Raw genomic sequence first — 16,197 nt, 5'->3', positions numbered from 1 at the left:
GGCATCACCGTCACACCACCGGCCAACGCCATCGAGCACTCACCCTGCCGCAGAGCCTGCGCCGCAAGATGAAGGGCCACCAGCGACGACGAGCAAGCCGTGTCCACCGTCACCGCCGGACCCTCGAAACCGAAGGTGTACGACACACGGCCGGAGACCACGCTGCTCGACGCGCCGGTGCTCAGGAAACCCTCCACCTCCTCGGGTACGTGGGTGAGGCGGGTCCCGTAGTTGTGGTACATCACGCCGGCGAAGACACCGGTCGCGCTGCCCCGCAGCCCCGTCGGGTCGATACCGGCCCGCTCGAAGACCTCCCACGAGGTCTCCAGCAGCAGCCGCTGCTGCGGGTCCATCGCCAACGCCTCACGCGGGCTGATCCCGAAGAACCCCGCGTCGAACTCCGCGGCACCTTCCAGGAAACCTCCCTCGCGGGTGTAGGACTTGCCCGCACGGTCGGGGTCAGGGTCGTAGATGCCCTCCACGTCCCAGCCACGCCCGGTGGGGAAGCCGGAGATCCCGTCGCGGGCCTCGGCGAGCAGGCGCCACAGGTCCTCCGGGGACTCCACGCCGCCCGGGTAGCGGCAGCTCATGCCCACGATCGCGATCGGCTCGTCCGCGACGGCCGTGGCCGCCACGGCAACCTGGGCGAGATCGGCCGTGCCGAGGAGTTCGCCCATGATGTGCTCGGCGAGCGCCTGCGGGGTCGGATAGTCGAAGACCAGCGTCGCCGGCAGCCGCAGACCCACCGCCTCACCCAACTGGTTACGCAGCTCCACCGCCGTCAACGAGTCGAACCCGAGATCCTTGAACGCCCGCGCCGCATCGATCGCCTGCGCACCGGCGAACCCGAGGACAGCCGCGACCTGTCCCCGTACGACCTCCAGAACGACCGGAAGCCGCTCCGACTCCCCCACCGACAGCAGCCGACGCGCCAGAGCCGACGACTCCACCGCACCCGCCCGCGACGCCACCCGACGACCCGACACCCGCACCAGACCACGCAGGAGGGCGGGCAGGCGGTCGGGCTGGGAGCTCAGCGCCGCGAGGTCGAGACGCATCGGAACGAGCAGGGACCTCTGGTCCCGGACGGCTGCGTCGAGCAGCGCGAGGCCCTCGGCGGCCGACAGGCCGTCGACGCCGGAGCGCTGGATGCGCGCGAGTTCGTCGGCGCCGAGCGTGCCCGCCATGCCGGCGCTTTCCGTCCACGCGCCCCAGGCGAGCGAGAGGCCGGGCAGGCCGAGGGCCTGGCGGTGGGCGGCGAGGGCGTCGAGGAAGGTGTTGGCGGCCGCGTAGTTGGACTGCCCCGGGTTGCCGACGACACCGGCTGCGGAGGAGAAGAGGACGAAGGCGGACAGGTCCAGGTCGCGGGTCAACTCGTGCAGGTTCAGGGCCGCGTCGACCTTCGGACGCATGACCAGGTCGATCCGCTCCGGCGTCATGGCCGACAGCACGCCGTCGTCGAGGACGCCGGCGGTGTGGACGACCGCCGACAGGTCGACTCCCTGGAGCAATGCCGTGAGCGCCTCACGGTCGGCGGCGTCGCAGGCGGCGACGGCAACCTCCGCACCCGACTGCCGCAGCTCCTCGGCCAGTTCCGTCGCACCGGGCGCCTCGGCACCGCGGCGACTGGTCAGCAGCAGACTCCGCACCCCGTGCTCGACCACCAGATGACGAGCCACCAGCGCACCCAGCGCACCCGTACCACCCGTCACCAGAACCGTGCCCCCGCCGAAGGCCATCGCCCCGGACTCCGCCGCCCCGGACCCACCCGGCCCCTGGCCGACGGGAGACGTGCGCACGAGCCTCGGCATCAGCGTGCGGCCGTCGCGCACGGCCAGCTGCGGCTCGCCGCTGCTGACGGCCGCCGCCAGTTCGACGACCGAGGGCACCTCGGCGCCCGGGTCGATGTCGAGCAGGACGAACCGTCCCGGCTCCTCGGCCTGCGCCGCCCTGATCAGGCCCCAGACGGGCGCGTCGGCCAGGCCGGAAACCGCGTCGCCGGGCCGTGCGGCCACGGCGCCGGCCGTGACGAAGACCAGACGGGACTCGGTGAACCGATCGTCCCGCAGCCACTGGTGCGCCGTCGCGAGCGCGCGGTGCGCGGCGTCGTGCGCGGAGCCGGCGCCGACGGAGTCCGTCGGCGTCGAGCAGGTCAGGAAGACCAGTTCGGGCGTGACCGAGGCGGGCAGCGCCGTCAGGTCCTCGTCCGCGCCGAGCATGACCGCCGACACGGCGGAGTCCTGCGCGGAGTTCTGCGCTGAGTTCTGCGCGGAGTTCTGCGCGGAGTTCTGCGCTGAGTTCTGCGCGGAGGCCTGGACGGCGTGTTCGATCTCCGTCCAGTCGACGTGGAAGAGACGGTTGTTCAGCGACTGCGTCCCGACCGTGGAGAGTTGCTCGGCGGAGACGGTGCGGAGATCGAGGGCGCCGATGGTGGCCACCGGCGCGCCGTCGGCGTCGGCGACGGCGAGCGTGACGCTGTCGCTGCCGGCCCGGGTGATCCGTACGCGCAGGGCCGTCGCTCCGGTGGCGTGGAGGGACACGCCGCTCCACGAGAACGGCAGCTTCGCGTCGTCCCCCTCGGCCGCGACGAGGTCGCCGAGGCCGATCGCGTGCAGCGCGGCGTCGAGCAGCGCCGGGTGGATGCCGTAGGAAGCGGCCGCGTCGGTGCCCTCGGGGAGGGCGACCTCGGCGAACACCGCACCGTCCGTCCCGCGCCAGGCGGCTCGCAGGCCCTGGAACAGCGGTCCGTAATCGAGACCGACATCGGCCAGCTCGTCGTACACGGACTCCGCCTCGGCGGCGACCGCACCGGCCGGCGGCCATGTCGTGGCGTCGAAGACTGATTCCGCCTCGGCGCCCACGGCCTGGCGCAGGACACCGACGGCGTGGGTGGTCCACGGCTCGTCCGGCAGTGCGTCCTCGGAGCGCGAGTGCACGGTGAGGGTGCGGCGGTCGGCCTCGTCGGCCGGGCCGACGACGACCCGCAGGTCGACCGCGCCATGCTCCGGCAGGACCAGGGGGGCGGCGAGGGTGAGCTCGTCGACCAGATCGCAGCCCACCTCGTCACCCGCGCGCAAAGCGAGCTCCACGAACGCCGTGCCCGGGAGAAGGACATTGCCCATGACGGTGTGGTCCGCCAGCCACGGGTGCGACCGCAGCGACAGCCGCCCCGTCAGGACGACACCGTCCGAATCCGGCAGCACCACCGCCGCACCGAGCAGCGGGTGCCCGGTCGGCCGCTGGCCGAGACTTCCGGCGTCTCCCGAGCTGAGCGCGTCCTCCAGCCAGAAGTGTTCGTGCTGGAAGGCGTAGGTCGGCAGGTCGACCCGCCGGGCGGCACGCCCCGCGAACACCCTCTGCCAGTCGACAGCAACACCGTGGGTGTGGGCCTGCGCGAGCGCCGTGATCAGCGTGCGGACCTCGTCGCGGTCCTTGCGCAGGACGGGGGCGAACAGGACCCGGTCGTCCTCCGGCAGGCAGCTTTGACCCATGCCGGACAGCACTCCGTCGGGACCGAGTTCGACGAACGCCGTCACACCCTGCCCGGCGAGGAACTGGATGCCGTCGGCGAAGCGCACGGCCTCACGCACATGACGGACCCAGTAGCCGGCATCGAACGACACCACCAGCTCACCCGACACGTTCGACACCACCGGAATGCGGGGCTTCCGGTATTCCAGCTGCTCCGCCACCCGCGCGAACTCCGCGAGCATCGGCTCCATCAACGGCGAGTGGAAAGCATGCGAGACCGTCAACCGCCGGGCGCGGTGACCAGCCGCCTTCCATGCCTGCGTGATCTCCTCCACCACCGACTCGACACCCGACACCACCACCGACGTCGGACCGTTCACGGCAGCGATCGACACCACCTCGCCCCGGCCGCCGATCAGCTCCAGGGCCTCCTCGGCCGTCGCCTCCAGCGCCGCCATCGCCCCACCGTCCGGCAACGCCTCCATCAACCGGCCCCGCGCCGCCACCAGCCGCGCAGCATCCGCCAGCGACACCACCCCCGCGACATGCGCCGCGGCCAGCTCGCCCACCGAATGACCGGCCACGAAGTCCGGCCTCAGACCCCACGACTCCACCAGCCGGAACAGCGCCACTTCCACAGCGAACAACGCCACCTGAGTGCAACCCGTACGGTCGATCAGACCCGGCTCGCCCGAGACGCCCTCCCCGAACAGCACGTCCCGCGTCGGGTACTCGGTCCACTCGTCCAAGACCGCGCAGACCTCGTCCAAAGCCTCCGCGAACACCGGGAAAGTCGCATACAGTTCACGACCCATACCGACCCGCTGAGCACCCTGACCGGTGAACAGGAACGCCGTCCGACCACCGACCACCTGGCCGGACACCACACCCGGAGCCGCCGTGCCGGCGGCGAGCGCCGCCAGCCCGCGCAGCAACTCGGCGCGGTCCGCACCCACCACCACCGCACGCCGCTCGAACGACGCACGCGTGGCGACGAGGGAGTGGCCGACGTCCAGCGGGTTCAGGGTGTCGTCCGCCTGCAGGGCCTGGATCAGGCGCGTCGCCTGGGCACGCAGGGCGCTCTCGGTGCGGGCCGACAGGGCCCAGGGGACGACGGGCATGTCCCCGGGCGGCTCGGTGGCCGTCCGGTCGCGGTCGGCCGGAACCTCCGCGACCTGCTCGATGACGACGTGGGCGTTGGTGCCGCTGACGCCGAAGGACGAGACGCCCGCCCGGCGCGGGCGGCCCGTCGCGGGCCAGTCGCGGCCCTCGGTGAGCAGCTCGACCGAACCGGCCGACCAGTCGACGTGCGGGGTCGGCTCGTCCACGTGCAGCGTCGCCGGAAGGACACCCTGCCGCATCGCCATGACCATCTTGATGATGCCCGCGACGCCGGCGGCGGCCTGGGTGTGACCGATGTTCGACTTGATCGAGCCCAGCCACAGCGGGTCCGCGCCCTCCGGACGGTCCTGACCGTAGGTGGCCAGCAGGGACTGCGCCTCGATGGGGTCCCCGAGGGTCGTACCCGTACCGTGCGCCTCGACCGCGTCCACATCGGCCGTCGACAGGCCCGCGTTCGCCAGGGCCTGGCGGATCACCCGCTGCTGCGAGGGACCGTTCGGGGCCGTCAGACCGTTCGACGCACCGTCCTGGTTGACCGCCGAACCACGCACCACCGCCAAAACCTGATGCCCGTTGCGCCGGGCATCCGACAACCGCTCCAGGAGCAGCATCCCGACACCCTCGCCCCAGCCCGTGCCGTCCGCCGCAGCCGCGAAGGACTTGCACCGGCCGTCGGCCGCCAGACCCCGCTGACGCGAGAACTCGACGAACGTGTCCGCCGTCGGCATCACCGTCACACCACCGGCCAACGCCATCGAGCACTCACCCTGCCGCAGAGCCTGCGCCGCAAGATGAAGGGCCACCAGCGACGACGAGCAAGCCGTGTCCACCGTCACCGCCGGACCCTCGAAACCGAAGGTGTACGACACACGGCCGGAGACCACGCTGCTCGACGCGCCGGTGCTCAGGAAACCCTCCACCTCCTCGGGTACGTGGGTGAGGCGGGTCCCGTAGTTGTGGTACATCACGCCGGCGAAGACACCGGTCGCACTGCCCCGCAGCCCCGTCGGGTCGATGCCGGCCCGCTCGAAGACCTCCCACGAGGTCTCCAGCAGCAATCGCTGCTGCGGGTCCATCGCCAACGCCTCACGCGGGCTGATCCCGAAGAATCCGGGGTCGAACTGGGCCGCACCCTCCAGGAATCCGCCTTCGGAGGTGTACGAGGTGCCGGGGTGGTCCGGGTCGGGGTGGAAGAGGTCGTCGGTGTTCCAGCCGCGGTCGGTCGGGAAGGGCGTGATGCCGTCGCGTCCCTCGGCGAGCAGGCGCCACAGGTCCTCCGGGGACTCCACGCCGCCCGGGTAGCGGCAGCTCATCGCGACGATGGCGATGGGCTCGTCGCTCGCGGCGGCCTGGGCCACGGGCTCCGCCGTTCCGCTGCCGAGCGTGCCGAGGAGTTCGCCGATGATGTGCTCGGCGAGCGCCTGCGGGGTCGGATAGTCGAAGACCAGCGTCGCCGGCAGCCGCAGACCCACCGCCTCACCCAACTGGTTACGCAGCTCCACCGCCGTCAACGAGTCGAACCCGAGATCCTTGAACGCCCGCGCCGCATCGATCGCCTGCGCACCGGCGAACCCGAGGACAGCCGCCACCTGCCCCCGCACGACCTCCAGAACGACCGGAAGCCGCTCCGACTCCCCCACCGACAACAGCCGACGCGCCAGAGCCGACGACTCCACCGCACCCGCCCGCGACGCCACCCGACGACCCGACACCCGCACCAGACCACGCAGGATCGGTGCGGGGGTCCGGCCGCGCAGGTCGGCCAGGTCGAGGTGGATCGCGACGAGCGTGGCGCGGCCGGAGCGTACGGAGGCGTCGAGGAGGGCCAGGCCGTCGGCGTCCGCGAGTGCGGTGACGCCCGAACGGGACATGCGATTGTGATCCGTCTCTGCGAGTTCGGCGGTCATGCCGCCGGACTTCTGCCACAGGCCCCAGGCGACCGAGGTCGCGGGCAGGCCGAGGGCCTGGCGGTGGGCGGCGAGGGCGTCGAGGAAGGTGTTGGCCGCCGCGTAGTTGGACTGCCCCGGGTTGCCGAACACGCCGGCGGCGGAGGAGAAGAGGACGAAGGCGGACAGGTCCAGGTCGCGGGTCAACTCGTGCAGGTTCAGGGCCGCGTCGACCTTCGGACGCATCACCGCGTCCAGGCGCGCCGGCGTGATCGCCGACAGCACACCGTCGTCGATCACCCCCGCGGTGTGGACGACCGCCGACAGGTCGACTCCCCGGAGGAGTCCGGCCAGTGCCTCACGGTCGGCGGCATCGCACGCCGCCACCGTGACCTCGGCACCCAACTGCACCAGTTCCGCGGTCAGTTCGGTCGCGCCGGGCGCCTCGGCGCCGCGGCGACTGGTCAGCAGCAGACTCCGCACCCCGTGCTCGGCCACCAGATGACGGGCCACCAGCGCACCCAGCGCACCCGTACCACCCGTCACCAGAACCGTGCCCTCACCGAAGGCCATCGCCCCGGACTCCGCCGCCCCGGACCCACCCGGCCCCCGGTCGACGGGACGCGTCCGGACGAGCCTGGGCACCATGACCCGACCCTCGCGCAGCGCGATCTCGCCCTCGTCCGCCGTACGGGCGGTGGTCAGCGCGGCCGGGAACCGGAGCGCCGTGTCGGCGAGTTCGGCGGTGCCGTCCAGGTGGACGAGGAGGAAGCGGCCCGGGTTCTCCGCCTGCGCGGCCCTGACCAGGCCCCGGACGGGAGCGTGCAGCAGGTCGGTCGCAGTACCGCCGGCGGCGTCGGTGGCGCCCCCGGTGACGCCCCCAGTGACGCCCTCGGTGACGCCCTCGGTGACGAAGACCAGGCAGGCGTCCGCGAACCGCTCGTCGGCCAGCCACGCGCGGGCCGTCTCGAGCACTCGGGCGGTCGCCTCGCGAACGGCGTCGGCCTGGACGTCTTCCTCGCTCATGGCCGTGGCGGGGGCCGGGACCCGTACGACGAGGGCGTCCGGGACGTCCCGTACGTCGGCGAGGTCGGCGTACACGGTGGCGTCCGGCAGGAGACCGGACGGACCCGTCCCGAGGACGGCGAGCGAGAGCGCCGCATCCGGCGTCTGGGCGGCGGCCGGGAGTTCGGTCCACTCCACGTGGAAGAGCGAATCGGCGGCGGGGCCACGGCCGGTCGAGAGCTGGTCGGCGGAGACCGCCCGGAAGGCGAGCGACCCCGCGGAGGCCACGGGCGCGCCCGTCCCGTCGGCGACGGTCACGGCGATGGCGTTCTCGCCCGCGGGGGCGAGACGGACCCGCAGCTCGGAGGCGTGGGCGGCCTGCAGGGCCACCCTGCTCCAGGAGAACGGCAGCCTGGCCTGGCCGTCGTCGGCCAGCAGCTCGCCGTAGCCGACGGCGTGCAGGGCGGCGTCGAGGAGCGCCGGGTGGATGCCGAAGGAGGCGGCGTCCGCGTCCTCGGGGAGGGCGACCTCGGCGAACACCGCGCCGTCGGTCCCGCGCCAGGCGGCCCGCAGGCCCTGGAAGACGGGGCCGTACGAGAAGCCGGCGGCGGCGGAGTCCGCGTAGAGCCCGTCGACGTCGACGGGCTCCGCACCGGCCGGCGGCCACTCGGTGAGCGGCGCAGGCAGCTCGCTCGCAGCGCCCTCGCAGAGCAGACCGGTGGCGTGGGTGGTCCACGGTTCCTCCGGCAGTGCGTCCTCGGAGCGCGAGTGAACGGTGAGGGTGCGGCGGTCGGCCTCGTCGGCCGGGCCGACGACGACCCGCAGGTCGACCGCGCCCTGCTCCGGCAGGACCAGGGGGGCGGCGAGGGTGAGCTCGTCGACCAGATCGCAGCCCACCTCGTCACCGGCCCGCAGTGCGAGCTCCACGAACGCCGTGCCCGGGAGGAGGACATTGCCCAGAACGGTGTGGTCCGCCAGCCACGGGTGCGACCGCAGCGACAGCCGCCCCGTCAGGACGACACCGTCCGAATCCGGCAGCACCACCGTCGCGCCAAGGAAGGGGTGGCCGGGAGCATGGAGACCGGCGGCCGTCACGTCACCCAGCGGCGCGGCAAGCTTCAGCCAGAAGTGTTCGTGCTGGAAGGCGTAGGTCGGCAGGTCGACCCGTCGGGCGGCACGCCCGGCGAACACCCTCTGCCAGTCGACAGCGACACCGTGGGTGTGGGCCTGCGCGAGCGCCGTAGTGAGCGTGCGGACCTCGTCGCGGTCCTTGCGCAGGACGGGGGCGAACAGGACCCGGTCGTCCTCCGGCAGGCAGCTCTGACCCATGCCGGACAGCACTCCGTCGGGACCGAGTTCGACGAACGCCGTCACACCCTGCCCGGCGAGGAACTGGATGCCGTCGGCGAAACGGACGGCCTCACGCACATGACGGACCCAGTAGTCGGCGTCGAACGACACCACCAGCTCACCCGACACGTTCGACACCACCGGAATACGGGGCTGCCGGTATTCCAGCTGCTCCGCCACCCGCGCGAACTCCGCGAGCATCGGCTCCATCAACGGCGAATGGAAAGCATGGGAGACCGTCAACCGCCGGGCGCGGCGACCAGCCGCCTTCCAGGCCTGCGTGATCTCCTCCACCACCGACTCGACACCCGACACCACCACCGACGTCGGACCGTTCACGGCAGCGATCGACACCACCTCACCCCGGCCACCGATCAGCTCCAGGGCCTCCTCGGCCGTCGCCTCCAGCGCCGCCATCGCCCCACCGTCCGGCAACGCCTCCATCAGCCGACCCCGCGCCGCCACCAGCCGCGCAGCATCCGCCAGCGACACCACCCCGGCGACATGCGCGGCGGCCAGCTCGCCCACCGAGTGACCGGCCACGAAGTCCGGCTTCAGACCCCACGACTCCACCAGCCGGAACAGCGCCACCTCCACAGCGAACAACGCCACCTGCGTGCAACCCGTACGGTCGATCAGACCCGGCTCGCCCGTGACGCCCTCCCCGAACAGCACGTCCCGCGTCGGGTACTCGGTCCACTCGTCCAAGACCGCGCAGACCTCGTCCAAAGCCTCCGCGAACACCGGGAAAGCCGCATACAGTTCACGGCCCATACCGACCCGCTGAGCACCCTGACCGGTGAACAGGAACGCCGTCCGACCACCGACCGCCTGACCGGTCACCACACCCGGAGCCGCCGTGCCGGCGGCGAGCGCCGCCAGCCCGCGCACCAACTCCTCGCGGTCCGCACCCACCACCACCGCACGCCGCTCGAACGACGCACGCGAAGCGGCCAGCGAGAACGCGACGTCGGCCGGGGCGAGTTCGGGTCGCTCGGTGACGAGGTCGAGGAGCTTGCGGGCCTGACCCCGCAGGGAGTCCTCGGACTTGGCCGAGAGGGGCCACATCACGGCACCGCCCAGGCGGTCCACGTCGTCCACACCGTCGGCGTCGCTTCCGGCCGCTCGGGCGACAGCCGCGTCCGCCGCGGGCTCCTGCTCCAGGATGACGTGCACGTTGGTGCCGCTGACGCCGAAGGACGAGACGCCCGCGCGACGCGGGCGGCCGGTCGCGGGCCAGTCGCGGCGCTCGGTGAGCAGCTCGACGGCGCCGGCCGACCAGTCCACGTGCGGGGTGGGCTCGTCCACGTGCAGCGTCGCCGGAAGGACACCCTGCCGCATCGCCATGACCATCTTGATGACGCCGGCGACTCCGGACGCCGTTTGGGCGTGGCCGATGTTCGACTTGATCGAGCCCAGCCACAGCGGGTCCGCGCCCTCCGGACGGTCCTGACCGTACGTGGCCAGCAGGGCCTGGGCCTCGATGGGGTCGCCGAGGGTCGTACCCGTGCCGTGCGCCTCGACCGCGTCCACATCGGAGGTGGTCAGGCCGGCGTTCGCGAGGGCCTGGCGGATCACGCGGCGCTGGGCGGGGCCGTTGGGGGCGGACAGGCCGTTGGAGGCGCCGTCCTGATTCACTGCGGAGCCGCGGAGGACGGCGAGGACCTGGTGGCCGTTGCGGCGCGCGTCCGAAAGGCGCTCCAGGAGCACCAGGCCGACGCCCTCGCCCCAGCCGGTGCCGTCGGCGGCCGCCGCGAACGGCTTGCATCGCCCGTCGGCGGCCATGCCGCGCTGGCGCGAGAACTCGATGAACGCGCCCGGGCCGGTCATCACGGCGACACCGCCGGCCAGGGCCATGGAGCACTCGCCCTGGCGGAGCGACTGGGCCGCGAGGTGCAGGGCCACGAGGGAGGACGAGCAGGCCGTGTCGATGGTGATCGCCGGGCCTTCCAGGCCCAGGGTGTAGGAGACGCGGCCGGAGACGACGGCGGTCTGGCCGCCGGTGATGAAGTAGCCCTCGGCGCCCTCGGGGATCTCGTACGCCTCGGAGCCGTAGCCCTGCGAGCTGACGCCGACGAACACGCCGGTCGCCGTGCCGCGCAGGGTCGTCGGATCGATTCCGGACCGCTCCAGGGTCTCCCACGAGGCTTCGAGCAGCAGGCGCTGCTGCGGGTCCATCGCCAGCGCCTCGCGCGGGCTGATCCCGAAGAACGCCGGGTCGAAGGCGCCCGCCTCGTACACGAACGCGCCCTGGCGGGTGTAGGTGGTGCCCGACTTGGTGGGGTCGGGGTCGTAGATCGTGTCGAGGTCCCAGCCGCGGTCGGTGGGGAAGTCGCCGGTGGTGTCGCGGCCTTCGAGGACGAGCTGCCAGAGCCGCTCCGGGGTGTCGGCGCCGCCCGGGTAGCGGCAGCTCATGCCGACGATCGCGATCGGGTCGTCGTCGAGGGCGGCGGCGGAGGCCGCGACGAGCGGGGCGGCGTCGTCGCCGGCGCCGAGGACCTCGGCGAGCAGGAAGTCGGCGACCGAGGACGCGGACGGGTAGTCGAAGACGAGGGTGGCGGGGAGGCGCACTCCGGTGGCGGCGCTGAGCCGGTTGCGGACCTCGACGGCGCTGAGCGAGTCGAACCCGAGCTCGCGGAAGGCGCGGTGCGGGTCGATCGCCTCGGGTCCGGCGTGGCCGAGCACGGAGGCGGCCTGGGCGCGGACCAGTTCGAGGACGATGCCGGCCCGCTCCGGGGCGGGGACGGTCGACAGCCGCGCGGCGAGCGCGGAGGGGCTGGCGTCGTCGGGCTCGTCGGCGGCGGCGAGGAGCTTCTTGACCTCGGGCAGGTCCCCGATGAGGGGGCGGGACCGTGCCGCGGTGAACGCCGTGGCGAACCGCTCCCAGTCGATGTCGGCGACGACACCGGTCGTCTCGTCGTGCTCGACGGCGCGCACGAGGGCGGCGACCGCGAGCTCGGGCGCCATGGGGCGCAGTCCGCGGCGCAGGACGAAGTCGGCGTCGTCGGCGTCACCGAGGCCGCTTCCGCCGTCCCACAGTCCCCAGGCGACGGACGTCGCGGTCAGGCCACGGGCGCGGCGCTGCTCGGCGAGGGCGTCGAGGGAGGCGTTGGCGGCGGCGTAGGCGCTCTGGCCGCCGCCGCCGAGGACGCCGGCGTTGGAGGAGTACAGGACGAACGCGTCGAGCGGGGTGTCGGCGAGCAGCTCGTCGAGGTGGCGGGCGCCGGCGACCTTGCCGGAGAGAGCGGCGGCCAGGTCGTCGAGTCCGGTGTCCTCGACCGCGGCGATGCCGCCGACACCGGCGGTGTGCACGACGGCGGTGAGGGTGAGGTCCGCGAGCAGGGCGGCCAGGGCGTCCCGGTCGGCCACGTCGCAGGCGGCGACGGTGACCTCCGCACCCGACGCGCGGAGTTCGGCCGCCAGTTCGGCGGCGCCGGGCGCGTCCGCGCCGCGGCGGCTGGTGAGCACGAGGTGCTCGGCGCCGTTACGGGCGAGCCAGCGCGCGACGTGCGCGCCGAGCGCGCCCGTACCGCCCGTGACGAGCACGGTGCCGCGCGGACGCCAGTCGCGGGCGGGCTTGCCGGCCGGCGGAGTACGGGCCAGTCGGCGGGCGTACACGCCCGAGTCGCGCACGGCGAGCTGGTCCTCGTCGCCGATACCGCCGAGGACTCCGGCCAGACGGGCGGCGGTCCGCTCGTCCAGGGCCGTCCGGGCCGACTCGGCCGTCAGGTGGGCCTCGGTGGCGTCGGTGGCCTCGGTGGCCTCGGTGGCCCGAGCGTTCCGCGGGTTGTCGTACGGGAGGTCGACGAGGCCGCCCCAGCGCTGCGGCCGCTCCAGGCCGACGACCCGGCCGAAGCCCCAGATCTCGGCGCCCGCCGGGTCGGCGGCGTCGGCAGCCCCGGTGGACACCGCGCCGTGGGTCAGCAGCCACAGCGGCGCCTCGACGGCCGCGTCGCCGAGGGCCTGGGCCAGGGTGAGCGTGCCGGCCAGGCCGGCCGAAACCTCGGCCCGCTCGGGGTGCGGGCGCGTGTCGCCGGAGAGCAGCGACAGCACACCCCGTACGCCGGTGGGCAGGGTGTCGGCGGCGGTACGGAGCCGCAGGGCGAGCGCCGTACGGTCGGTGTCCGCCGCGTCCCACGGCACGCGCGCGACGGTGGCCCCGTACGCCGTCAGCGCGGCCTCGATCGCGTCGCCGGACTCGCCCTCCGTGGGCACGACCAGCAGCCAGCCGCCCTGCAGGTTGGGCGAACGCGGATCGGCGAGTCGGCGCCAGGTCACGCCGTAACGCCACGAGTCCAGGAGGGACCGGTTGCGCCGCTGCCGGCGCCAGTTGGCCAGGACGGGGAGCGCGGAGCCGAGCGCGGTCTGCTGCTCGCCGTTCGCGACATCGAGTTCGAGGTCGTCGCTCAGCGCGGCGAGATCCCCGCGCTCGACGGCCTCCCAGAAGCGGGCGTCGAGCGGGTCCACGGCCACGTCGGCGGCGAGCTCCTCCGGCTCCAGCCAGTAGCGGGAGTGCTGGAAGGCGTACGTCGGGAGGTCGACGATCCGCGCGTCGGCGGGAAGCGTCTTGTCCCAGTCGACGGACGCGCCGGCGGCATAAGCCTGGCCGAGGGAGGTCAGGAAGCGGTCCCAGCCGCCCTCGTTGCGGCGCAGCGTGCCCTGCACGGTCACCGGCTTGCCGGAGGCCTCGACGGTCTCCTGAAGACCGACGGTCAGCACCGGGTGCGGGCTGACCTCGACGAACAGGCCATGACCCTGCTCGATCAGGGCGGCGGTCGCCTCGCCGAACTCGACCGTCCGGCGCAGATTGCGATACCAGTACGCGGCATCCATAGCCGTGGTGTCGAGCCAGTCGCCCGTCACGGTGGAGAAGAACGGCACCGAGGAGACCTGCGGGGTGATCGGGGCGAGGACGTCGAGGAGTTCGGCCTCCAGCTCCTCCACATGGGCGGAGTGGGAGGCGTAGTCCACCGGGATCACCCGAGCACGGACACCGTCCGACTCACAGCCGGCGACGAGCTGCTGCAGCGCGTCAGCGTCCCCGGAGACGACCACGGCCGTCGGACCGTTGACCGCCGCGATGGAGATCCGCCCGTCGAAACCGGCGATCCGCTCCCGAACCGCCTCCGCCGTCAGGGCGAGGGACACCATGCCGCCCCGGCCAGACAGGGCCCGGATCGCCTGGGAGCGAAGGGTGACGACCCGAGCGGCGTCCTGCAGGGACAGAGCACCCGCCACACAGGCGGCGGCGATCTCACCCTGCGAGTGACCGACCACCGCCGCAGGCTCGACGCCAAGGGAGCGCCACAGCTTGGCAAGCGACACCATCACCGCGAACAGCACCGGCTGAACGACATCCACACGCTCCAGCCACACGCCGCTCTCATCACGCAGCGTCTCGCGCAGCGACCAGTCGACAAACGGCGCCAACGCCGCCTCGCACTCCGCCAGCGCCTCGGCGAACACAACCGACGACTCCGCCAGCTCCACCGCCATCCCCAACCACTGCGACCCCTGACCAGGAAACACGAACACCGCACCCGCACCGGTCGACACCGAGGACGGGACGGCGGCAGCCGACTCGGCCAATTGCATCAATTGGGCGCCAAGTTCGGCGTTCTCCTGACCGACGACGACGGCCCGGTGCGCGAACGAGGACCGCGTACGGACCAGAGAAGCCGCCACGTCCACCGGACGCAGCCCCTCCCCCACATCCGCACCCGTACCCGCACCCGCACCCGCACCCGCACCCGCCACGAACTCCGCGAGCCGAGCCGCCTGCGCCGCCAGCGCCGCCGGCGACCTGCCCGACACCACCCACGGCACCGGCACCGGACCGAAGTCCTCCACCGCCTCCTGCTCGACGGCCGACTCCACCTCCGGCGCCTGCTCAAGCACCACGTGCGCGTTCGTCCCGCTGATGCCGAACGACGACACACCCGCCCGCCGCGCACGACCCACCTCGGGCCACTCCCGCGACTCCGTCAGCAGCTCCACGGCGCCCTCGGACCAGTCGACCTGGCCCGACGGCTCGTCGACATGCAGCGTCTTCGGCATGACACCGTGCCGCAGCGCCTGCACCATCTTGATGACGCCGCCCACGCCGGCCGCGGCCTGGGTGTGCCCGATGTTCGACTTCAGCGAGCCCAGCCTCAACGGCTCGGCACCCTCGCCGTCCCGCCCCTGACCGTACGTCGCGAGCAGCGCCTGCGCCTCGATCGGATCACCGAGGGTCGTGCCCGTACCGTGCGCCTCGACCAGGTCCACGTCCGCCGTCGCCAGGCCCGCGTCGGCGAGGGCCTGGCGGATCACCCGCTGCTGGGCCGGGCCGTTCGGGGCGGTGAGACCGCTGCTGGCGCCGTCCTGGTTCACGGCGGAGCCGCGGACGACGGCGAGCACGCGGTGTCCGAGACGCTGCGCGTCGGAGAGGCGCTCCAGGAGGAGCATGCCGGCGCCCTCGGAGAAGCCGGTGCCGTCGGCGTCGTCGGAGAAGGAGCGGCAGCGGCCATCGGTGGACAGGCCGCGCTGGCGGCTGAGTTCGACGTAGACGTCGGGCGTCGACAGGACGGTGACGCCGCCGGCGAGGGCCATGGAGCACTCGCCGCGGCGCAGCGACTGGACCGCGAGGTGCAGGGTGACGAGGGAGGAGGAGCAGGCGGTGTCGACGGTGACGGCCGGGCCCTCGAGGCCGAGGGTGTAGGAGACGCGGCCGGAGGCGACGCTGTAGGCGTTGCCGTTGCCGATGTAGCCCTCGAGCTCGTGGGGGATGGTGTCGAGCCGCGAGGCGTAGTCCTGGTACATGACACCGGCGAAGACTCCGGTCGCGCTGCCCCGCACGGACTGCGGGTCGATGCCGGCCCGCTCGAACGCCTCCCAGGAGGTCTCCAGGAGCAGCCGCTGGTGCGGGTCCATCGCGAGGGCCTCGCGCGGGCTGATGCCGAAGAACTCGGCGTCGAAGTCGCCGACACGGTCCAGGAAGCCGCCGCCCTGCGCGTAGAAGGTGCCGGGGTTCTCGGGGTCGGGGTGGTAGAGCCCCTCCACGTCCCAGCCGCGGTCGTCGGGGAACGGGGATATCGCGTCGTGCTGTCCGGCGACGAGGTCCCAGAGCTGCTCGGGCGAGCTGACGCCGCCCGGGTAGCGGCAGCTCATGCCGACGATCGCGATGGGCTCGTTGGCCTTGGCCTCCACCTCGCGCAGGCGCCGGCGGGTCTGCGCCAGGTCTGCCGTGACCCGCTTGAGGTAGTCGCGAAGCTTCTGCTCGTTCTGCATCTGGGGCAACCTCTTCGTCGATGGCCGGGCGCGCACGCGGACCCCCGTCCGGCGCAGCGGCTCGGGCAGTGGCTCCGACGTCGGTGGGACGGCG

Annotated in this window: 1 protein-coding gene; it reads right to left on the bottom strand. The window is 73.1% G+C overall.

Translation table 11 applies throughout. The features are described 5' to 3' along the window. Nucleotides 1–16,103: type I polyketide synthase (locus tag ACIGXE_RS23820; protein WP_399750545.1), on the bottom strand; the 16,103-nt coding region annotated here is incomplete at its 3' end. Nucleotides 16,104–16,197 lie beyond the last annotated feature (94 nt).

Origin of the sequence: Streptomyces sp. NPDC053431 (assembly GCF_044544925.1) — a bacterium.
Taxonomy (GTDB): Bacteria; Actinomycetota; Actinomycetes; order Streptomycetales; family Streptomycetaceae; genus Streptomyces.
Note: the sequence above shows the minus strand (reverse complement) of the source record. Positions and strands in the feature narration are given on the sequence as shown.